Origin of the sequence: Neoactinobaculum massilliense (assembly GCF_900604955.1) — a bacterium.
Lineage (GTDB): Bacteria > Actinomycetota > Actinomycetes > Actinomycetales > Actinomycetaceae > Neoactinobaculum > Neoactinobaculum massilliense.
The window spans coordinates 857,814-880,724 of sequence record NZ_UWPE01000001.1; the positions used below are offsets into that span (position 1 = coordinate 857,814).

General features: G+C 59.5%; 14 protein-coding genes, 1 tRNA gene and 1 pseudogene. All 16 read right to left on the minus strand.

Annotation, left to right across the window (positions count from 1 at the left end; genetic code table 11):
• Position 1: 1 nt before the first annotated feature.
• Positions 2 to 1,111 carry a restriction endonuclease subunit S gene (locus EIH27_RS03750; RefSeq protein ID WP_124040132.1) on the minus strand — a complete coding sequence of 370 codons (1,110 nt, stop codon included), beginning with the start codon at positions 1,109 to 1,111 and terminating at the stop codon, positions 2 to 4.
• A gap of 2 nt (positions 1,112 to 1,113) precedes the next feature.
• Positions 1,114 to 2,742, minus strand: a complete 1,629-nt coding sequence (locus EIH27_RS03755) for a type I restriction-modification system subunit M (RefSeq protein WP_241152999.1) — start codon at positions 2,740 to 2,742, stop codon at positions 1,114 to 1,116.
• A 1,087-nt stretch (positions 2,743 to 3,829) separates the two neighbouring features.
• Complete coding sequence (locus tag EIH27_RS07830) at positions 3,830 to 3,985, minus strand: hypothetical protein (RefSeq protein ID WP_164461591.1); 156 nt, start codon at positions 3,983 to 3,985, stop codon at positions 3,830 to 3,832.
• Positions 3,986 to 5,419: 1,434 nt separating this feature from the next.
• Positions 5,420 to 5,656, minus strand: a complete 237-nt coding sequence (locus EIH27_RS03760) for a hypothetical protein (protein WP_124039613.1) — start codon at positions 5,654 to 5,656, stop codon at positions 5,420 to 5,422.
• A 1,600-nt stretch (positions 5,657 to 7,256) separates the two neighbouring features.
• Entirely contained in the window at positions 7,257 to 8,549 is a 1,293-nt protein-coding gene (locus EIH27_RS03765) for a hypothetical protein (protein ID WP_124039614.1), read from the minus strand.
• Positions 8,550 to 8,951: 402 nt separating this feature from the next.
• Positions 8,952 to 10,151, minus strand: a pseudogene (locus tag EIH27_RS03770) (IS110 family RNA-guided transposase).
• 246 nt (positions 10,152 to 10,397) lie between these two features.
• Positions 10,398 to 10,667 carry a DNA methyltransferase gene (locus EIH27_RS08130; protein ID WP_420892145.1) on the minus strand — a complete coding sequence of 90 codons (270 nt, stop codon included), beginning with the start codon at positions 10,665 to 10,667 and terminating at the stop codon, positions 10,398 to 10,400.
• A gap of 418 nt (positions 10,668 to 11,085) precedes the next feature.
• Entirely contained in the window at positions 11,086 to 11,688 is a 603-nt protein-coding gene (locus tag EIH27_RS03775; RefSeq protein WP_124039615.1) for a type IIL restriction-modification enzyme MmeI, read from the minus strand.
• 394 nt (positions 11,689 to 12,082) lie between these two features.
• Positions 12,083 to 12,159: transfer RNA gene (locus EIH27_RS03780), tRNA-Ile, on the minus strand.
• Positions 12,160 to 12,409: 250 nt separating this feature from the next.
• Positions 12,410 to 14,095 (minus strand): dipeptide ABC transporter ATP-binding protein, encoded by a 1,686-nt coding sequence (locus EIH27_RS03785; RefSeq protein WP_124039616.1) that lies wholly within the window; start codon positions 14,093 to 14,095, stop codon positions 12,410 to 12,412.
• 8 nt (positions 14,096 to 14,103) lie between these two features.
• Positions 14,104 to 15,069: an ABC transporter permease gene (locus EIH27_RS03790; RefSeq protein ID WP_124039617.1), complete on the minus strand. Its 966-nt coding sequence runs from the start codon at positions 15,067 to 15,069 to the stop codon at positions 14,104 to 14,106.
• A complete protein-coding gene (locus EIH27_RS03795; RefSeq protein ID WP_124040134.1) occupies positions 15,062 to 15,988 on the minus strand; it encodes an ABC transporter permease in 927 nt (308 codons plus the stop codon). Before EIH27_RS03795 ends, EIH27_RS03790 begins: the two co-directional genes overlap by 8 nt.
• A gap of 400 nt (positions 15,989 to 16,388) precedes the next feature.
• The gene (locus tag EIH27_RS03800; RefSeq protein WP_124039618.1) at positions 16,389 to 17,999 is read right to left on the minus strand and encodes a peptide ABC transporter substrate-binding protein; all 1,611 of its coding nucleotides are present in this window, start codon (positions 17,997 to 17,999) and stop codon (positions 16,389 to 16,391) included.
• Positions 18,000 to 18,099: 100 nt separating this feature from the next.
• The gene (dnaG, locus tag EIH27_RS03805) at positions 18,100 to 20,067 is read right to left on the minus strand and encodes a DNA primase (protein ID WP_124039619.1); all 1,968 of its coding nucleotides are present in this window, start codon (positions 20,065 to 20,067) and stop codon (positions 18,100 to 18,102) included.
• A gap of 105 nt (positions 20,068 to 20,172) precedes the next feature.
• Positions 20,173 to 21,453 (minus strand): deoxyguanosinetriphosphate triphosphohydrolase, encoded by a 1,281-nt coding sequence (locus tag EIH27_RS03810; protein WP_124039620.1) that lies wholly within the window; start codon positions 21,451 to 21,453, stop codon positions 20,173 to 20,175.
• Between the two features lie 31 nt (positions 21,454 to 21,484).
• The gene (gene dusB, locus EIH27_RS03815; protein WP_124039621.1) at positions 21,485 to 22,834 is read right to left on the minus strand and encodes a tRNA dihydrouridine synthase DusB; all 1,350 of its coding nucleotides are present in this window, start codon (positions 22,832 to 22,834) and stop codon (positions 21,485 to 21,487) included.
• Between the last annotated feature and the right edge of the window lie 77 nt (positions 22,835 to 22,911).

The window sequence follows — 22,911 nt, forward strand, 5'->3', positions numbered from 1 at the left end:
CCTAGGCGTTGGCCTCCGAGAACGAGAGCAACCGGTCCCGGTAATACTCGTACTGCTGCCGCCGTGCCTCGATCTCGGCGGGAAGCCCGTCGGTGAGCGACGTCGTGTATGCCTCAAACTTGTCAAGAATCGACACAATACGGTCCTGCTCTTCCCGTGACGGAAGCGGAATTTCAATGCGCCCCAGGAGACGTGCAGGAAGTTCAATGACCTTCGTGCCGTACGCGTACTTCTTCTTCTGGGTAAAGAAGTCCGTCGTTTGGAACCAATACGCAAGGTACTTGGGATTCTGGTCGTGACGAATTACAGTGGCATGACCTCCAGTCACAGCATTGTCAGATCCCAACCAAGCAAGAGCCTTACCTACGTCCTCAATGTTCTCGCTCGTATTCGTGACAACTACATCGCCTGGATGAACTTGCACCAGCTGCGACGCCAAGACAGGCGAAACCTTTGAGATGGCTCTGGCCGAATAGGTGCCATACCGGGTATAGATCTGGCCGTAGTGAATTGCGTCGACCCCTGAGTCCGAGAAATCGGACTTCTGCAAACCATGTCCCCTATCCAGGACAGCGAATTTATTAAGCGGGAGTCTCTCAACAGAAGAATTGAACGTCAGTAGTTGGTCGCGGTAGAAGGCGTACTGATCCCTGCGCGCCTCCAGCTCCGCCTCCAGCTCCGCCTCCAGCGAGGTGAATGAGTCAAGAATCTGTACGATCTCATTCTGCCGCGCCAAATCAGGAACATCTACTAGGATCCGATTCAGTTGCCGCTTGGTCAAGGACGGGACACCTGCCGCTTCGTTCAATCGCTCAAGATGCTTATTAGCAAGCCAGTAATATAGATACTTCGGGCGAACCCGCGGACCAATTTCGGTATAGAAGATTGTATCAACGGTCCAAAAGGGCCGATCCACATAATAAAGCTTGTTGAGGGACCCCTTTCTCGGGATAAGGACACTCGGCCCCCGGTAGGATGCGCGATCAACATATGTCATGATCCCGCCTGTCCCATAGACAGGAACGTCACCGGGGCCAAAACTCTTGTAATCTCCGCCGTTACAAATGCGGACAAGCGATCCCAATGGAACGCGCTCAACAAAGGACGACATGTTCACTTGCTCCGTTCCTTCGAAAGGTCGCAGCAGCTACTGCTCCGTTCTAGCGCATCGACAATGTCGTCAATTCGTTGCCGGAGTTCTTGCTCGCGGGCGACGATGCGGTCGATCCGGCTATTGAGCTCGTCGATATTGATTTCTTCGCGGGTGGACTTCGTCTCCACGTAGGCAGAGACCGAGAGGTTGTCCTCCCGATTCGCAATGTCCGAACGGTGTACCACCGCTGAGAAGTACTGCTCAGGCTCGCGCGATTTCAGAGCGTCGATCACACGAGTCTGATGCTCCGGCGTCATCGTGTTCTTGTTGCCGCTCCGAGTGAACAACTCGGAGGCGTTGATGAACATGACCGTGTCATCCGGCTTCGACTTCTTGAGCACCAGAATGCACGTGGCGATGGTGGTACCGAAGAAGAGATCGGGCGGAAGCTGGATGACGGCGTCGACGTAGTTCGAATCGAGCAGGTACGTACGAATCTTCTTCTCCGCGCCGCCGCGATACAGCACACCAGGGAACTCAACGATCGCGGCCGTTCCGTTCTCGGCCAGCCACGAGATCATGTGCATGGTAAATGCAAGGTCCGCCTTAGACTTTGGGGCAAGCACGCCCGCTGGCGAGAACCGCGGATCTGTGATGAGCTCCGGATTTGCGCTGCCGACCCACTTCGTAGAATACGGCGGATTCGACACAATGACCTCAAACGGCTCGTCATCCACGTGCTGTGGGTGAATGAGGGTGTCGCCCAGGCGAAGATCGAACTGATTGAACCCCACGTTGTGCAGGAACATGTTCATGCGGGCCAAGTTGTAAATAGTCAGGTTGATCTCCTGACCATAGAGGCCCTTGCCAACGTTCTCGTCGCCGAGCAGCCGTTGTACGGCGAGCAACAGTCCTCCACTACCGCAGGCCGGGTCATAGACCTTGTTTGCGGATGTCTTGCCAATCGTGGCAATCCGCGCGAGCAGCGCACCCACCTCTGGCGGCGTGAAAAACTCACCGCCCGACTTGCCACCATTGGCCGCATACATGTGGATGAGGTACTCGTAGGCATCACCGAACAGATCCGTCCGCGAGGTCTCCGAATTGACGGAAAGTGGAAGCTCGGCAATCTTCTGGAGCACGGCTGTGAGTTTCTTGTTGCGGTCCATGACCGTCGGGCCAAGGCGCGGCGAATTCACGTCCACGTCCTGGAACAGACCACGCATGTCATCCTCAGACTGCGTCCCCACCGCGGACCCCTCGATCGCGCGGAACACCGCGCTTAGCGCCTCGTTCAAGTTGTCGTCGTGAGGCGCACGCGCCACAACATTAGCGAAAAGCTGGGAAGGCAGGATGAAATAACCCTTCTCGTCAACGATTCCCTGACGCGCACCCTCGGCAGTTTCATCGTCAAGCTGGGCGTAGTCGAAATCAGGAGCGCCCGCTTCCTCTTCGCCAGCATTGACGTAGGCGGTGAGATTCTCCGAGATGTAGCGGTAGAACAGCATGCCAAGCACATAGCTCTTGAATTCCCAGCCGTCTACCGCGCCGCGCAGCTCGTCAGCGATGGACCAGATGGTCTTGTGCAACTGCCGGCGCTGCGCCGAGGAGACTCCGGCCGCATCAACCTTACCCGCTATCGTGTCCACGCGGGCATCCTCATTCTTGCTAGCCAAGAAACCTCCCCTTAAAAGCCAAGTAGTAAAAATATTACTAGCGGAACGCCTTTTGAATACACGGGGAGCTTCACACAGATACGTAAGAATCAATCAGCTTTCGCGGTTCTCACCGTCTTCCCGCCTATTCCGAACCGTACGAATCATTGTGCCGAGGTACTCGAACACCGGTGCTGCTAGGAATACCGACGCAAACAGAGCGCTCCCACTCAGCACGTATGCACCGATAGCACCGCCAATAAATACAATGGTTAGCCCCGCCCTCAGATACTGGCCACGCTTAACAGCATCAACATCGCCGTGTCGAGCGTGATCTTCTCGTCGTTGGAGGCGCGCACGCTTTCCTCCGACATTGCAAGAGCGCGCTCAGCGAACGATGGATCAATATCGCGAAAATCTCGCAGCGTTTGAGGAGACGGAGTAGGCCCAGCCCAGTAAGACGCGAGTACCTGGCGAAGCTCCTGTCGAGTGATCAGCTGCGCTTAGGAGAAATCTTTCGAACCTGCTTGATGTTTACTTCGAGAGACCTGAATGTCGCGTCCCACGCGTTGCGAACCGTCAGAGAAGGATCATTGACTTTGAGCCGTTTGCGAGTCCTCACTGGCGGTGGATTGACAGCGAATAGATCTATGTCCCGACCCTCGATCCCCTTGAAGGCGTCCATCCCAGGTACCTGGAGCATCTCGTATCACCGCCCACTCCTTACAAATTCCAAGAGGAATCTCGGACCTCACAGTCCGAGCATTTCATGATTACGCGCAATAGCTGCTGAGCAGCCCGAAGCGCTTGCACAATCTTGGTACCCTCGGCAGGACTTGAACCCACTACCTATTAAGTCAGAGCAAACCACTAAGAAACACTCGATGAAACTCCATAAATCAAAGATTTTCACGGACTTTTCCCGACCGAAAAATCCGGGACGATCCCCAAATTCCCGAGCGATAAGTCCACTTACTGATCGCGGACCTCGTGCATCAGCCCACCGAGCACGATCACCTCATATACCTGCCCAAGACCGCCACTACATAAGAACGATCTCCCGGGCAATCGTGACCGCATTTTAGAGGGTCTCCTCGTGTACCTCGCCATCGATTCGCGATTTGTCATTCTTACTACTGGATCCCGTCAGCCACTCAAGGATGAGGTTATCAAGATTATCGACGTTCCAGGGAGCTGGCGTGGCGAGCCACTGGTGCATAAGCAAGTGAAGAAGCATTCGCTTCTTCGGAATGCTTCCCCTAATATTCTCAAGTTCACGGGCGGTGTCAACCCGAGTGCCCTTGGGGTCGCCATGAACGATCTTGGAACGCCTCGATAAAGCTTTTCAACCACCCGCTTGACATCCGCAGGATCCGGGAACTCAGACAATGCTACTGCCGCCCGTAGGCTTAGTCGATACGTGAGGTCCTGATGCTCCTTCCCTAGAAGCCTTTAACGTCAATCATTGCATCCCGGAGTGCATCAACTGACGATGTCCGGAGCGTCGCGCGCCTGAAGCGCTCCATCGCAAGCTCCACACCGCCGTCCGATGCAACGAGCCTTTGATAGTCGGCGGAGATGCAGTTCACTTCATCAGATCTGCAAAGTACCCGGCGCCCCGTCCAAACGGGGTTTGTCACCGGTGGTAGATCGTGGACGTCCGCAAGAAACGCGAGGGGCGGCCTGTCACCCGCACTGGTCTTAACCCACCAATGCGGGCGGATAAAAACCTGTTCGAATCCAATTCTCTCGTTCCCACAGCGCGCTTATGTTACCGCAACGAGTGACTGAACAGCGGTGAGGTCGAGGTCCCGAAGCTCGCGCGTTGGCACCGAATTCAGTTGCCCGAGATAGTTTGATCACGAATAACCACAGTATGAGGCACTGCCGCCAAATAGTACGGATTTTCATTACCATGAGTTGGCGCGAATGGAGCACGAACTACTTAAAGGTCCGCCGGTATCCACTCGATGAACACCTGCTCAAGAACGGTATGCTCTCGCACTCATCAGGGAACGCTCTCATCACCAGGGGCACATAGATGTCACCAGCAAGCTAGTCGGCGAAGTACGCCACCTCCCACTCCTCATAGAGGTCGCGGTAGTCAGCCTCGTCTCAGGCTCGTAGTGCCTATACGGTAAAGGCGGACGCCTAGCTGGCGGAGGAATTCGAGGCCAATATACGTGTCAAGAAAGGAACTGCTTGGGTTCGATGCAGAGCCCAACGCGAACGACAGTATTCGCTTCCACACCTTCCCGTCGCTTTGAGCAAGTTCGACGAACTGGTGGATGGTTGTATCAAGGGGTCCTCGAAGTGAGCTAGCTCCGTAGCCACCGGGTTGTCTGGCTGAAGAGCCCGAGTCCAATCGACAGGGAGATCCCGCCCATTTGAGTATGCAGAGGCCGACGCAACATGGGCCGGCCAACCAGACTCATTAGCCCTCTCTTCGACGTAGGCCTGTCATGGAAAGCATCTGTTTGACGACTACGCATCTTGAGAAGCTCCCGATATCGCCCGAATTGTACTCAGGAACAAACGCCAAACATTCTCACGCTCCATCAAGGCAGTCAAAGTGGTTGATCCACCATAAGACGTAAATCCTGCCTCAATAACGCCGAGGCGAAGCACTTCGGCCGTCCACCGTAATGACTCAACGACCAAGGTTAGCCCGTCATTGCCAGATTGACGCGGCGGCCTTTTCCGCCCGATCCAAGAAACCCGGGTCGTCCGCATTGAAGTACAAGCTTTGATTGACATCGATGGTGTACCCGAACCAGTTAGCTCGAGCCTCAACCTCAAGCTTCCCTGCCAAGATGGTGTTAAGCATCGCACGTCGCACATGACTTCGCGTCGTTTTCAGGACCGGAATATCGAGGTCGTTGGCAAGGAACAGGTAGTGCTTGTGCACCTGCGTCTGCGTAGTATCGCGATCCCATCTAGATCAGGACGACATCGGCAACCCAATTGCGAAGTGAGACGCAGGCGCAGTCCCTTGGTGCGCACGAATCCGACCAACTAATCCTCAGACCCTCGCCGATCCGCAGTTCGGTCGTCGCTTAAGGTAGCGTCAGGTTAATCGTGACCATCCGAACGACCGTCTGCTCTTCGCGTGACCACTTTTCTCGCTTCTGCTCGACTTGAACAAGCTCGTCCCCGTGTGCGAGCAAGCATTTGATGACACCCTGCCACTCCGCCGCGATCAGACTCTGAGCATGGTGAAAGGTCTTCGGTTCGACCCCAATAAGCCGAGCCAAGGTGACTCCCGGGAGAGGACTCGTGTCGATCAACTACTCCTGCGCGAGTTCATCGAATATAACTTCGATAGCAACGCCCTCGCCTGGCGCGCACTCGTGCAACCGTGTTCCTCCGCCGCCCCTCGAGATGCCTCGCAAGCAGTCGCGGACTGACTCGCGTGTCTAAATATCTAGACTACGGAGACTCCAGGACATCTTCGGGTCGAAGAGCTCACGGAGAAGAAGATCGTACGTCGCGAGCATGCTGTGCGCGAGACCAGCCCGCTAACTCAAGTCAGCACTCTCCTTGCGGACATAGTCCTCGAAAGTTGACGCCAGCCGCCAGCCCGCTGGACCAACGACTGCCGTGAGTGCATCTGCGGCCTGGTGGAGCCGGAGTCTGACATCACCGGCATTCTGACCGAGAGTGGTATGCCTGGTGACACCGCCGACCGGATCCGTGATCCTCCACACCAACCGATACTCCCCGCTGCTCACGCGAACAGGCGGGACCTGGTCGATCAAATTTTCGCCTAGATCGAGTTTGCTATTGCTGCTGCAACGCTTCGCCATACACGCAAATTTGTCCACTTGATACCACGAGTACAAGTTCTATTCTTCTGCTGGTATCTCGGCTAAACCTTAACCATCTAGTTCAAGTTAGCCAATGGCTCATGCTAGCTAACAGCGATCATGGCCGAGTCGGCACTTGACCTCTCGTATTGCACGTTTCCTAGAGTGACGGTGGTTGACGCTTAGTTGCTTCTGCTTGATACGGATACGCCGGGCTACCGCCACCACCAGGCGGATCGTTGCTGGAATTACCGGAGAATGCCCCTCGGAAAGGGCATCTGTTGTGGAGTACCGGGGTCATCCGCCTGCTATGGGTGACAAGTTGGCGTCCGACTAAGCGGACTTCAAAAAGGGTGCCACCACGACGGTGTACACCTCGGATGGCGACCAGGAACCACTGGTGACAATACTTCCGTTCACCACCGAGGCCACAATGCTTTCACTCCCCGACGATCAACTACCTGCTCACACGCCGTGAGGCCGCCGCCCTACCTGCCCCCGAGACTCTCTAACTGGGCGGCGCTAGGAATGGGCCCCGATTACGTCAATCTCGGGTCCGAGTCCAGAGCTCGAGTGCGGTACCGACTGAAGCACCTCGAGGACTTTCTCGCACAACTGGCCTCGCTCCAGGCCGCGTAGGCAGTCTAACGCGCGGAATACCGAATGACACCAGCCCTCGGCTTGGACAGACGAACGCTGGGACTACTCATCGTTTCTCGCGTCGGAACCCCTCCTCCCCTCGTCTGTGTCGGTGAAATCATCAGCCCCGGAAGCAACTTCGGTCACGTCTCCTCCGTTATCGCGCGAGAGAGGCCCCGCGGCAATGTGCTTCTTGACATTCATCGCCATCCGGTGAGGTGCTCGGCACCTGTCGAGCACAAATCCGCGGATGTTCTCAGCCTTCTCAGTACTGGCGTCGCGAAAAGCCTCACGCCACGACTTGGCGCTTGCGGGCGTCAGATCGCCTATGGGAATCTCCGCGGCTATCTCGAAACTCTGGAAAATCTCCAGCATGCTGTTGATTGCCCGGTCAATCCCAACGACCTTCTTAGGATGAAGTATACGGGTCGAGTCAGTCACGGACGCTTTGCTATGCACCCCTTCGTACACGGCTGTCACGACGCGCCCGATCTTGTCAATACGCTGCGTGCGTCGATCTTGAATGCTCTGCTGATATTCTGCAATCTTCTCGATCGACTCCGAGTTCACCCGCATGAGCTCCAGAGCATTTAAGCGGTCATCCAGGACGACCGTACGTGCCAACACGGTGAGCCAATAAGCGCTCTCGCGCTCAGTGTTCACAACCGCCTCAAGTATGTTGTCAGGCTTGTCATCGACAGCGTCAAGGGACGTCACAAGATCTTCAAGCGACCGTATCGACATTTCCATGTATGTACGGATGGTCTGATCCGTACCGGCAATCTTCGACCATGAAGTTTGCGGTAGTTCACCATGTGCCGAAACATGCGAGGCTGCATCGCCAAGTAGCGATGCGATGCCACCAAGCTCGGCGAAACGCTCGCGCTTCTTCTCCTCAATGATGCCGTCGATCTTCTTGTCGATGCTCTGAATGCAAACCCTCATCTCATCGATCGAACGCCACATCTGATGCAGCTGGGATTGCAAGGCCAATTGCGCAACGAAGTTCGGGCTTACAGTGACACCCGAGAACTTCAGATGCTTCACTATTTGAGATCCGCCACCCGAAGCGAGATCACGAAAACGAACGACGCCGGAGGTAACCGGAGCAACATGGTTCGCGCGGAGCCACGCGAAAGACTCATCATCGAGCCGGAGCCAACGGCCCCTCCCTTCCATGTAGGCCGCAGCGAGACCACCCAAGGCACCGAGCTTGGACACCGGCTTCTCTAGATCCCACACCCGAGACACAAGGGAGGGCTCCTCGTCAATCCCAGTCATAGCGCTCGACGAGCCGCAGACGAATATTCCAGATTCGAACAGAATGGCCTGTAGTTCCTTGCTCTTGTCACTCACGTGGCCATTATGACACGCACGCGGGTACGCCGCACCGGAACTGCGCCGAGGCCAGCTTTACGAGAACTCGCCAGCTCACCGGAGGGCTTCCCCAGGGCAGGAAGTTTAATAACGGTACTGCGTCACCGATGGAGGCCCCAGCGTCAACGGCGATCCCAAAGTTCCGGATCCTTCTCAACAGCGTGATCCACGAAGTCGCGTCTCTCATCCCCGATGCGAGTGAACCGATAGCTCGGCACAAAGTACTTCCCGCGGGCATCGACCTCATGCTCGTGAGCATGAGGTAAGCTCGGAATTGCCCCCCCCGCATCACGAAACCACCGGTTCCGACTCGCTCCGACGCATCTTGAATAACCGGGCCGTGTTCTATCGCCCGCGTGCCCGAGGGTGCCCCCTATTTGCCTAGGAGGCTAGTTTGATGGGCTGGGTGTCGTAGAATGTACCGTCGCGGACCATGGCGAACAGAACTATGACGCGTCGGTGTACGAGTGCGATGAGCGCTTGGTCGTGCCATTTGCCCGCAAGGCGTTTCTTGTCGTAGTAGTGCCGTGAGGTGGCGTCTGAGCGCAAGGACACGAACGCGGAGAGAAACAAGGCTCGTTTGAGACGTTTGTTGCCCGTGTCGAACACAGCTTCCAACTTGATCGATATTACCGATTGAGGTGTTCATGGTGTGAGCCCGGCATAGGACGCGATATGGGCGGCAGAGGCGAGGTCTTTACCTGCAAGTTCAGTAATGATCACAGTAGAGGTCCTAACCCCGACTCCTGGCATGGACGTAAGCACCAGATAAAGAGGGTGATGTGTCACCAGCGGCGCGATCTGTTCATCAACATCAGCCCGCGGACGATAAAGCCCGTCGAGAGCTGATGAGAGGTGTGGGATGACGATGGCGACCACGTTCGTCCCGGTCACCGTTACCGTCTGGGCGGCCAAAGCACCGATAATCTCCTCAGTCCGTGCTTGTGAGCGCATAGCCGCGTGTTTCTTGAGCTTGATGTCGATACGAGCGCGGCCGGCCTTCTTCAACGCTGCTGGGACAGGTCAAGTATGTAACATCGCCAAAATTGCCGAATGATCCAGGCGAGGCCCAATCGCACGCTCCATGCCGGGATGGATATGGATAAACAGACCGCGGATACGGTTGCGGTTTTGGGTGATCGGACGAGCCAAATCGTCATCAAACCCGGTGAGCATATATCCAACTCGGCCTCGCCCTCATCGGACATGCGAAGAGTGCGGCGCATGTGGAGCATTGTGCGAGTTACTTGGGCGATGATGAACGTATCTAGTTAATCAGTCTTCGCATTGCCCGGATACAAGTCCTCAACCCGACGCATCGCTAACCCTGGTAGATATGCGACCGGGACCCCATTAACTGAGCCACAGCGACCGCTAAAGCGCCTTCGGTTGCGGATTGACCGACCACGACCAACACGAGCCCCTACGCGGCTGGCTCTGTGGAGATCTGGCGTAATTTAGTCTCGTCGTTGGGCGCGGGTGAGAATAGTCCTACTCGCCGACTGAATTCACGACGGTGGCCCAACAATCAGTCTTTCCTACGTCGATCCGCAGCCAGATAGTGGCATCTTCCGATTCCATGATGTTCTCACCTTCGAGGTAGAAACGGTGAAGACTGCTGACCGGTGTGGCACACGCATCTGCCTTACACCCACGTTACGACAAGCATCCTGCGGCACTACACCCCTGATTAGCAATCAGGAACATACCTGTCCAATCCCGATGACAACACCTTGGATCATTAAATTGACGGGGGCAAGCAATCAATGCCGGGATCGTCCAGTCAACACACCGATCATTCCGCACAACCACCAGAATCAGGGCTCTTCAACAGAGTAACGGGATCGCTTCATGTAGAGGCTCACAAGGGCACACCACGCAGCCACGTAGTCGACACTTCCGCGGCTCTTGTTTGCGCCAACCTTCCAGAAGGCGGCGAAAGGTCAGTTTTTCTCTCGATCGTTCCCGAGCACCCTCGAAAGGAGGATCGCCGAGGACGTAGGAGCAACGATCTGCGAGCAGAGTGTCGTTCCAGTCGGTTCGTAGCGCGTTGCCCTCGTGGATCGAGACCGAACCATGTAGCGGGAGATCATCGATGGCGCGCTGGGTTACCTGTTACGACTCGAGGTTGGCTTGGAGTTGGGCGATCCACAACGTCGGGAGGACTACATTGACGGCAAAGCCGTTGATCTCATCAATGCCGTGCAGGCGGTCAAGCCTCACGAACACGCGCTCTTAGTCGCTGACGCCTGTCGTGTCGAGGGAGAAGAAGCCTTGCGTTCCCTCGTCACTCCGAGGAGCGTGTAGAGCTCGGAAAAACCTAGCGCTCGTGCCTACGCAACCAAATGTAGGTCTCGGCCAAGAAGCTCCCTGCCCCACAGCCGGATCTAGGAACGTCAGCGCCGACGGCTTCAAGTGGTACTGGTTGAACCGGTGGCTCCGGATCCACGGAGTGACAGCCCGCTCCTCTATGATGCCGCGAAGCTCGGCGCGCAGATCGTCCGGGAAGAGCGGGTCAATAACTGTATGAATGTTCTCGGGGCTTTGCAATGTATCCCGCCAGCCCTGCGGGTTCAGGATTGAGGGTGCTCTCAAAGATCCCACCGAAGATGGTCGGAGAGATTTCCGACCAGTTCGTTCCCTCCGGCATCGCCTCGAGAAGAACAGTTCTGATCTCGTTGGCAAAGTTCGCGCTCTCCACTTCCTCCGTGAACAGGGCACCGTTCATATACGGGAAAGTCCTGAGGAAATCCGAGATATACTGATCCCTCGCGTCGTCAGAGGCGTCGATCACTCGAAACAGCTCGCGCAGTGCGTTACGAAGCTGTGGCGCGGTGAAAGAACTCGGACACTGCCCGAATGTGCCCTTGTCGAAGAATCCCGCATCCTCCGCGTGCAGGAAGAACACGAGCCGCACCGACAGCACGTTGAGAGCGTGCGCAGCCTCATCGGAGTCAGAACAGCTGTACTGGGCACGCAGCAGATCGTAAAGTTTGCTAATAAGCGCACAGGCCCGGATAGACACGTCTTGTTCACGGGCTTGCCATGAAAAGCACGGGTTCATGAGGAAGTCAATGAGGCGAACCTGTTCAGGAAGCTCGACGAGGCCGAACCTCATGTAGTCGGTAGTGGCGTGAGCTTATTCAGGTCGCGGATGCAGAGCGTGCCGAAGTTGCAGACCACGATGAAACGCGGGCGCTGAAGATTCGTGAGCGAGTCCGCGTAGGCCTTGACCTAGCTTATATGGCGTAACCATGCGGCACTGGCGGAGCTCCGGCTCATACCAGTTGACGCCAAGCAGTTTCTACTCAATCAGAGTCCTCGCCCCTGGAATGATCGCGTCCATGAAGTCGGAACTCCCTGAATGCCCTTCGAAGTGAATCTAGTTGGCCACTCACGGATCGCTATCCATAGCCTACCCGAATGCACCACGGCTACTCTCCGGCGAATAAGTCCCCTGGTGATCCAAGCAGGCGCGTACGTCTCTTCCACCCCGTACAACTGTTATGTTCTGGTGCCCTCGGCAGGACTTGAACCCGCGACCGATGGATTATGAGTCCACTGCTCTAACCAGCTGAGCTACAAGGGCGCACCCGCAAATACTACCAGCGCACTACGCCCACGCGTCCACTCAACGTGACCACAACGTCGTCGTGAATGGACGCGCAGGCGGCCCGCTGGCGCCTACGTACACAGCGCGCCCATACCGGCGGACACGGGAACCGGCAAATTGACTCGCTCACGGCCAGCGGGACCCATCGCCGGTACCTACGCGCATAGTGCGCAGTACCCACGCACACTGCGCGCCCGCACACACCGAAACCCGTGTGCTACTCCCCCTACTGCGCGCTCGCCAACATGATCTCGCGGCCCGGGACGGCCTCAATGAGCTCACGCGTGTAGGGCTGCTGCGGATGGTCGAAGAGGGCGTCGGCGGCGTTGTGCTCCACCAGCTTGCCCTTCTCCATCACCACAACCTCGTCCGCGATCTGACGCACCACCGCCAGGTCATGCGTAATAAACAGGTAGGAAAGATTGAACTCCGCCTGCAGATCATTAATGAGATTGAGGATCTGGTTCTGCACTAGCACGTCCAGGGCGGACACGGCCTCGTCCAGCACCACTACCTCGGGGCCCAGCGCCAGCGCACGCGCGATTGCCACACGCTGTCGCTGGCCACCGGACAGCTCGTTCGGATACCGCCGGGCCGTGGAGCGTGGCAGGGCCACCAGGTCCAGGAGCTCGGCCACCCGCTTGTCGCGAGACTTACGCGTGCCCATGTGGTGCACACGCAGCGGCTCCCCAATCACATCCCGGATGGAGAACATGGGATCCAGCGAACCGTAGGGATCCTGGAACACCACCTGGAGCTGGCGCCGGAGCTTAAACAGGTCCGCCTTGGACATGGCCTCCACGTCGCGGTCCTTGTAGAACACCTTCCCGGAGGTGGGCTCCAGCAGCCGCAAAATCATATTCGCCACGGTGGACTTGCCCGAACCGGATTCGCCCACAATGGCCAGCGTGGTGCCGGCGCGCAGCGCGAAGCTCACGTCATCCACCGCGCGCAACTGCTTCGCTGTCCCCTTCGCCCCGCGCACGTCAAACACCTTGGAGAGGTGCTCCACCCGCACAATCTCCTGTGTGGAGTCATGGCCCTTATGGGCGCCAAGCAGCTCATCCGCGGTGTCCTCACTACCGCGGACACGCGCTGATTCAATACGCGCGGATGCCAACGACGGCGCCGCCGCCACCAGCCGCTGCGTGTACGGGTGCTGGGGGTGCTGCAGAATCTCCAGCGCCGGCCCGGACTCCACAATGCGGCCGCGATGCATCACCACCAGGTGTTCAGCGCGCTCAGCCGCCAGGCCCAAATCATGGGTAATGAACAGCACCGCCGTGCCGGATTCCGCTGTCATCTCCTGCAGATGGTCGAGGATGCGCCGCTGCACGGTCACGTCCAGGGCGGAGGTGGGTTCATCCGCAATGAGCAGGCGCGGATTGGCAGCTACCCCAATCGCGATGAGGGCACGCTGGCGCATACCACCGGAGAATTCGTGCGGGTACTGCTTGGCGCGGCGCTCCGCATCGGGCAGACCCGCCTCCTCCAGCAGGTCCGCCACCTTCCGGCCCATCTCCGACTTCGGCACCACGTTATTTGCCTTAAGCGCTTGCTTCACCTGGGTACCGATGCGCTCCACCGGATTGAGGTTGGTCATCGGGTCCTGGGGCACGTACCCGATCTGGGAGCCGCGAATCTCCACCCACTGCTTCTTGGTCAGGTGAGTAATGTCCCGCCCATCAAATTCGATGGTGCCACCCGTCACCTTTCCGGTGCCCGGGAGCAGACCGATCACGGCGGAGGCAGTGGTGGATTTACCCGAACCGGACTCCCCCACAATGGCCACGGACTGTCCCGGATAGATGGTCAGGTTTGCCCCGCGCACGGCCGGGATCTTGCCCGTGGACGTGTTGAAGGTGACGTGAAGGTCCGTGATCTTCAGTAGCGGTTTAGTTTCTTGCGTCATGTCTCTCACTACTTCCGAGCCTTCGGGTCAAGGGCGTCACGAACGGCGTCGCCCATCATGATGAACGAAAGCACCGTAATCGCCAGCGCTAGAGATGGATAGAACAGCACCATGGGGGCCTGCCGCAACTGGGTACGGGCGGCGGAAATATCCCCGCCCCAGGAAACCACAGAGGATGGCAGGCCTATGCCCATGAAGGACAACGTTGCCTCGGCCACGATGAACGTACCCAGTGCCACCGTGGCATACACGATGATGGGCGCCAAGGAGTTCGGAATGATATGGGAGGCGAGAATCCGCCACCGCGATGCTCCGGTAGCACGCGCGGCCGTCACGTACTCCTCATTCTTCGCGGAAAGCACGGCACCGCGGGTGATTCGCGCAATCTGCGTCCACCCAAACGCCGAGAGCACCAGGATCACCATCCAGATGGTGCGGCCCTGCTTGAACAGCTGCATCACCACGATGGCCGCCAGCATGAGCGGCACGGCGAAGAAGATATCCGTAATACGGGACAGCAGCGAATCCAGCCAGCCGCCAAAGTATCCGGCAAGCGAACCGATGAGCCCACCAAGAATCACCACGAGGACGGTGGAGAACACACCCACAGCTACGGATGGCCGGGCGCCGTACACCAGGCGCGCGTAAATATCGCAGCCCTGGAACGTGTAGCCCAGCGGGTGTCCGGGCTCCCCGCCTTTTAGCGAATTGGATAGTTCGCAGTGCATGGGATCCTGCGAAGTGAACAGGGAGGGAAACAGGCTCACCAGCACGGCCATGAGAATGATGAAGCCAGCCACCCAGAACAGTGGGCGGCGGCGCAGTGCCTTCCACGCCTCACCCCACATGGAGGACGGCGCCGATTCATCGCGCACGGCGTCAACGGCTCCCAGTCCGGTCTCATCAATATCCGATACGTAGTGCTCCTGGCCGGGGCGCCCGGAGGCTGCATTAGTCAAAATGTGCTTACTCATAACGAATCCTCGGATCCAACACGGCGTACAGGAGATCCACCAGCAGGTTAGCGATGATATAGACCAGCACCAGCACGGTGGTGAAGGAGACCACGGTGGACGGTTCGCCCTTAATAATGGCTTGCCACAGCGTGCCGCCCACACCGCTGATGTTAAAAATGCCCTCGGTCACGATAGCGCCGCCCATGAGTGCACCCAGATCCGCGCCCAGGAAAGTCACCACCGGAATCAACGAATTACGCAGGATGTGGTGCCGCATTACCCCGCCGTCGCTCATACCCTTCGCCCGGGCAGTTCGCACAAAATCTGCCGTAGTGTGCTCCGAAACGGACTGACGTGTCAAACGAATCACGTACGCGACGGACTGCGCGGCCAGCACAAAGGCCGGCATGGTGAGGCTGTACAGGTTCACGTGTACGCCCACGGTGGTGGGGAAAATCCCCCATTTCACGCCGAAGAGGAACTGCATGACGAAGCCGATCACGAACGTGGGGACCGAGATCAACAGCAGGGAGAGCACCAGAATGGTGGAATCAAACCAGCCGCCGCGCCGCATGCCAGCGATCACACCGAACAGGATGCCCAGGACGGCTTCAATGACCAGCGAATAGAGGGCCAGTTCAATCGTGATCGGGAAGGCGCGCGCCATGACGGCGGATACCGGTTGCCCGGAGAATGTGGTGCCAAAGTCCAGTGTGAAGACGCCCTTGAGGTAGAGCAGATACTGCAGCCACAGCGGCTTATCCAAGTTATATTCAGCGGTAATACGTGCCACTACCTCGGGAGAGAGACCGCGGTCCCCACCCAGCGCTGCCACCGGATCGCCCGGCATCATATAAACAAGCGCAAAGATGAGGAATGTTGCGCCGAAAAAGACGGGAATCGTCTGTAACAGACGCCGCCCCACGTATCTCCACATGCGCACAGTCTCCTAACGATCGGCAAACTGGGAACCAAGTGTTAACAATACGGCCAGCTCGCCGTCGTGGGCCGGGATGGCCACATGGTGGACATAAGCTTAATCGCTCGGTGATATTCCTCACGACGTCGTTGTACGCACGCGGTATCTCCCAGCGTAGTGAGCACCCGGTATTCCCCACCGTAGTGCGTGGTCACCCGCCCCAACGCCGTGCACACGTGCCCGCCCCGGTACGTTCCGCGGTGACCCACGACGTCGTCCAGCCCACTCGTCATAGCGTGCGGGCGCGAACAGCACCGCGTCACGGACAGCGTCGCAGCAAAACGCGGCGGCCCACGGCGTCGTCGCACGAAAAAGGGCCGGCACCAAGGCCGGCCCTTCCGGGTACTACCGCACCCAATTAGTTCTTAACGATGTCCTCGTAGATGGGCACCGAGTTCCACCCGAAGGCCACGTTGCTCACCGTATCCGCGTAGCCGCCGGTCACATTGGAGTACCAGAGCGGGATCGCGGGCAGATCCTGGAGCAGCAGCTCCTGGGCCTGGTCGAGGATCTTGTTGGACTCGTCAACGGAGGAGGCCGCGGAGGCCTTCGTCAGCAAGCCGTCGAATTCGGCCGAGGAGTACTGGGCGTCATTCGAGCCAGCACCCGTGCCGTACAGCGGCGCCAGGAAGTTGTACTTGCCCGGGTAGTCCGCCTGCCAGCCGGTCCGGAAGCCACTCTCCACCTTGCCGTTCGTGATGTCATCGCGCAGGGACTTGAAGTCCGGGTAGGGCTTGCCGGCGGCATCAATACCGAGCGTGTTCTTGATGGAGTTGCACACCGCATCCACCCAGGCCTGATGATCGCCGTCGGAGTTGTAGGCGATGGAGAACTGGCCGCTCCAGGGCGAGATCGCATCGGCCTTGGCCCACAGTTCCTTCGCCTTGTCCGCGTTGTAGCTGAGTACATCCGAGCCGGAGAGCGCATCGTTGTAGCCGTCAATCACCGGGGAGGTGAAGTCCTTGGCCGGGGTGCGCGTGCCGTAGAAGATCGTCTTCGTCACGGAATCGCGATCAATGGCCATGGAGATGGCCTGGCGCCGCAGCTTGCCCTCTTCACCGGAGAAGTGCGGGGCATTTTCAGAGATGGAGATGGACTGCCAGATGGCCGCGGGCTGGTTCACCGCGCGGTCACCCAGATCATCCTGGAAGGAGCCCAGCGAGGAGGCCGGAATTGCATCCAGCACGTCCAGGTTGCCGGCCAGCAGGTCAGAGTAGGCAGCATCCGTGGAGGAGTAGAAGATCACGGACACGCCGCCGTTCTTCGGCTGCCGGTCACCCTTGTAATCCGGGTTCGGCACCAGGTCAATACGAACGTTATGCTGCCAGGCATTGTCGGAGGCCAGCTTGTAGGGGCCGTTGCCCACCGGATGCTCGCCGCCCGTCTTGGAATCCTTGAGCGTGGAATCCGGGAGCGGGTAGAACGCCGCGTAGCCGAGCTGCAGCGGGAAGTCCGCCTCCGGATCCTTGAGCGCCACGGTGAACGTGTAATCGTCTACTTCCTTGACGCCGGTGAGATCCCCGGTGCCATCATCAGCGGCGCCCTGGATGTGCCCATAGAAGTAGGAGGAGAGCATGGCTTCCTTGGCGCCCGCCTTCCACGCATCCACAAAGTTATGCGCCTGGACCTCAGTGCCGTCGGTGAACTTCTGGCCCTTCTTCAGCTTGATGGTCCAATTCTGGTTATCGCTGGACTCAATGGATTCGGCCATGTCATTATGCGTAGCACCCTTGGCGTCATAGTAGACAAGGCCGGAGAAAATCAGATCCTCAATCTTTCCGCCGCCCACCTCATTGGTGTTCGCCGGAATCAGCGGGTTCTGAGGTTCCGAGCCGTTAACGGTGACAACGCCCGTGGACGTACCGTTGGAATCACTCGTCGCGCTCGACGCACCCGACCCGCCCGAGCATGCGCTCAGTGTCAGCGCCAGTGCCGCCGGAATGGCTAGCAGAGCCTTCTTCAGCTTCATGCCACTCACCTTTCTCGTGGAATAGTCACACGGTAAGCGCAGTATTAACTTCTACGGTAGGACTGTCCATATCGTGGTCACCCCGTGTTCGACGACGCCGTCACCCCAGTTGTGCGTCCACCTCACGGCGCTGAGCCTCTAGTTCCATCAGTCGAGCGAAAAGCTGGTTCGCTTCATCCGTGCCCTGCTCCGTACGCTGGAGCCGTGAGCGCACCTGGCCGATTTGCCGCACCACGCCCTGGCGAATGAGAGACATAACAATGCCCCACGCGTAGCGATCCAGCCGGCTTGCATCCGTTTCCGGCAGGTCCTCCACCGCTAGCTGGTTCACCACGCTTTCCAACGTGGGCCCCGCGTTTTCCGCGATTGTCTGTACGTAGTACTCGGATGCCGCCCGCGCGGCCGCATCCGCATCCTCTCCCTGCGCTATGAGGGCCTCACGGCGTTCAATATAGGTGTGAGCGCCGCCGGCGGCCCGAATGGCGTCATGAATGGCCTGATGAGTGGGATCCAAAAACGTACCGATGGGGAGGCGGTCCATTTCCGCCTTCCACGCCAGTTCGGGCAACTGGATGTACACATCCAGCGCCTCCCGCTCCACGCGTGCCACGGGATTGCGCACCTCTCGCCGCGGTGGGAGCTGCGGGCGCGGGGCCGCCTCCTGCTCCTTGGGCGGAAGAATCCGGTCCGGCTCCGGAAGCGGCGTGCGTGCTGCCTCCCGCACCGCAGCGCGCACCACGATCTCCTCCATCCCCAACCAGCCGGCCAGGCTGCGCGTGTACTCCCCGCGCAGCACACGGTCACGGATATGAGCCACGATCGGGGCGGCCATCCGCAGGCCGGCCGTGCGCCCCTCGGCCGTATCCAGTGGCACGCCCTTGAGCACGGACGTAATGGCGAACTCGAACAGGGGCCGGCGCGATTCGATCACGTTCCGCAGCGCCTCATCCCCCAGTTTCATCCGGACATCACACGGGTCCATACCGTTAGCGGCGACGGCCACAAACGTTTGCGCGGCAAACTGCTGGTCCTCCCCAAACGCGCGGAGGGCAGCTTTCTGGCCGGCGGCATCGCCGTCGAACGTAAAAATCACTTCCCCACCGTAGGACCGCCCGGAGGCAAGCTGGAGGCCCGCCGCGGAGGTAGCCGTATCCCCGATGAGCCGCCGCACAATCTTCACGTGTCCCTCACCAAAGGCGGTGCCGCACGTGGCCACGGCCGTGGTGACACCCGCCAATTGGGCCGCCATCACGTCCGTATACCCCTCCACCACCACCACTTTGGACTGCCGGGTGATGTCCTTCTTGGCAAGATTGAGCCCGTAGAGCACCTGGGATTTCTTGTAGATGGGCGTTTCCGGGGTGTTGAGGTACTTCGGGCCGGAATCATCATTTCCCAGCCGGCGTGCCCCGAAGCCGATCGGGTCATTCGTGATCGAGTAGATGGGCCACATGACGCGGCCCCGAAAACGGTCATAGGGGCCGCGGTTACCCTGGATGGCCAAACCGGACGCAAGGATTTCCGCATCCGTGAACTTGTGACGTCGCAACTCGGTGAGCAGCGCATCCCATGAATCCGGCGAATACCCGATCTGAAAGCGCTCGACGGCGGCCTCATCGAAGCCGCGCTCCCGGATCATGTCCCGGGCCGCCTTGCCCGCCGGACTATCGAATTGCTGCCGGTAGAACTGGACGGCCACCCGGTGGGCGTCGATGAGCCGAGCCTTGGTAGGTTCACCGGGCCGGTGTTCCCGCTGTGTGCCCTGTTCGTAGTGAATTTCAATGCCGGCTTTCTGCGCCAGCATCTCCACGGCCTCCACGAAGGTGATGTTCTCGATCTTCTCCACGAAGGAGATCACGTCCCCGCCCTCGCCGCAGCCAAAGCAGTGGTAGCGGCCCACGTGCGGACGCACGTGAAAAGACGGTGTTTTTTCATCGTGGAATGGGCATAGCCCCTTAAGGGAGTCCACCCCGGCCGGTTTCAACTGGACATACTCCGCCACCACGTCCGCGATGGGCACCTCGGTGCGCACGCGTTCGATGTCTTCACGTTTGATAAGCCCGGCCATAACCCCGATTCTAGGTGCTCCCGGCCGTGTCCTGGCTCTCGCCGCCGTAACAGTCGGTGCGTGCCCGCGGGTGCAGCGCGGACGCGCTTACCGCTCCATGCCCGCCTATCGCAGCATGCCCACCAGCCGGGCGTGCCACTGCCGGGCGCTCTGATCTGTCAGCGAGGCCACCTGATCCACCACCAGCCGAAGCTGCGTCGCCTCGTCGGCGCCCCGCCAGTGCTGGTAGATGTGTGGTTCCAAATTCTCCGGATGCGCCAGCAGTGCGTCCACCAGGTTAAAAATGAGGGTGCGCTGCTCAAGGTACTGGGGCGTGTGAGCACGCGGCTCCATCACATACTCCACCGCAATCCCCTTGAGAATCAGAATCTCCGCAGCGGTCCCCGCCGGCACCACCACATCCCCCGTGTACCGGGTAAGCGGCGCATCCCCGCGGGCCGCCTTTGTCGCGTCCACCACCGCGGAGATGAAGCGCCCGATTAAATCCGAGGTGAGATTCTTGACCTCGGCAAGGTCCTCGTAGGTGCCCGTAAAAGAACCGGGCCACTGCTCCTCACTCACCAGGCGATCGAAGGCGGCATCGAGCGCGGCGACGTCGTCGTACAAATACCACTTCTTCGTCATCTCCACGACTCGGTCACGCTCCTCCCCGTCCTGGAAGCGCCCCAAATCCACGTAACCGCGCACTACCGCATCTTCAACATCGTGCACGGAGTAGGCGATGTCGTCGGAGAGATCCATCATCTGCGCTTCGGCACTTTTCACCGGGCCGTGGCCGTCGCGAATCCACGTGTAGACGGGCCGGTCATCCTCGTACACGTTGAACTTGCGGGTGCGGCTACCGTCGCGGCGCAGCGGCCCCTCCCCCGCACCCCACGGGTACTTGATGGTGGCGTCCAGGGTGGCACGCGTGAGGTTGAGGCCCGCCACCCGGCCCTCTGTGCTCAGGCGCTTGGGTTCCAGACGCGTGAGGATGCGCAGCGTTTGGGCGTTGCCCTCAAATCCGCCGATGCCCTTCGCCACCTCCGCGAGCGCACTCTCGCCGTTATGTCCGAAGGGCGGGTGACCCAGATCGTGGGCGAGGCAGGCTGCCTCCACAATGTCCTGGTCCGCGTGGAAGTTCTTGGCGAGGGAGCGGCCAATTTGCGCCACTTCCAGGGAGTGGGTGAGACGGGTGCGAATAAAATCATCGGACTCTGGGCCCAGCACCTGCGTTTTCGCGCCCAGACGTCTCAGCGCGGAGGAATGCACCACCCGTGCGCGGTCGCGCTCAAAGGAGGTGCGGTTGGGGTTCTTCGCCGGTTCAGCAACCCAGCGTTCCTCATCACTGCCCGTGTAGTTTTCCACGGGGTCCACACTAGCGGGCGCGCCGTTAGGTTGCCGCATGGTTCCGTGACGACGACGCGCCGTCCCGGGCCTAGCCTCCCGAAATACCCAGTTCGGCCTCCCGAATATGCTCGCGCTGCTCTGGTGAGAGCGCGCGGGAATCGAGCCACCCCTCGGGCAGGTGGGCACGCTTGCGTCCACCGCTGCGGCTACGTTTCCCACGAGCACCGGGCGGGTAGGGTGCATCCGCATCAAACTCACCGAGCACAGTATCCAGATCCGCGAGTGTGGACACATGCGAAAGACGCTGCCGGGTATCGCTCCCCACCGGATAACCCTTCACGTACCACACGAGATGTTTGCGCAGTTCGCGCATGGCCCGGCCCTCGTTTCCGAAGTGGGCGACGGATAGTTCCGCATGCCGCCGGATAATTGCCGCTACCTCTCCCAGGGTGGGTTCACGCCGGGCCGTCCCGCCGTGGAGCATGGCGGCCAGGTCATAGAACAGCCACGGACGCCCCTGGCAACCGCGGCCCACGGCAATGCCCGCGCAGCCGGTCTGAGCCATCATGTCCGCGGCATCCTCGGCCTCGAATACGTCCCCGTTGCCGAAAACGGGCAGGTCCGTTTCCTCCACCAGTTCCGCGATGCGCTCCCAGTTTGCGTGACCGGCGTAGTGTTCCTCGAGCGTGCGGCCGTGGAGGGTGAGGCCCGCTACCCCGGCATCCTCGGCAATGCGGGCCGTGTCATGGAAGGTCGTGTGGTCCCCATCTACGCCGATACGGAATTTCACGGTGATGGGCACCGGCGTATCACGGTCCCGGGAGGCCTCTTGTGCGGCCGAGACGGCCGCGTTCACCAGGTCCCGAAACAGATCCAGTTTCCAGGGCAGCGCCGCGCCCCCGCCTTTCTTTGTTACCTTCGGCGCCGGGCAACCAAAGTTCAGGTCAATGTGGTCCGCCCAGCCCTCGCGGACGAGAATCCGCACACCCTCGGCCACCACCTTCGGTTCCACACCGTACAGCTGGATGGAGCGCACCGGATCGAAGGGGTCCGGCTGGATCATGGTCATGGTGAGCGGGACGCGCTCAATCAGCGCCCGAGACGTAATCATTTCGCACACCCACAGTCCTGCCGGCGCCTCGTTCCCCGCACCCCGGTTGGTAGTGTGCCCGGCTGTACCCGCCCCGCTAGCCGAAGGAACGCGCGGGCGCTCGGCGTCGTTCGTTACCGCGTCATTCCCCCGGCCGCGGCGGGCCATGAATCCCGCGCTGGCCGCACCCGCTTCCGCCTGCTCGCGGCACAGCTGCCGGAATGGCGGGTTCGTTACGCCTGCCATGGGCGCAAGCATGACGGGCGTATCGAGGCGAAGTGCACCCAGTTGCACGCCGGGGTAGGCGCGTGCGGGGCTGCCGGGATGCTGTGGGATCGACGTCGTCATGTCCCGAATGGTACCCGGCCGGGAAGCACACCTTTCCCCGGGCGCAGTACTCCACATTTCGGCAGACATCAGAAGCG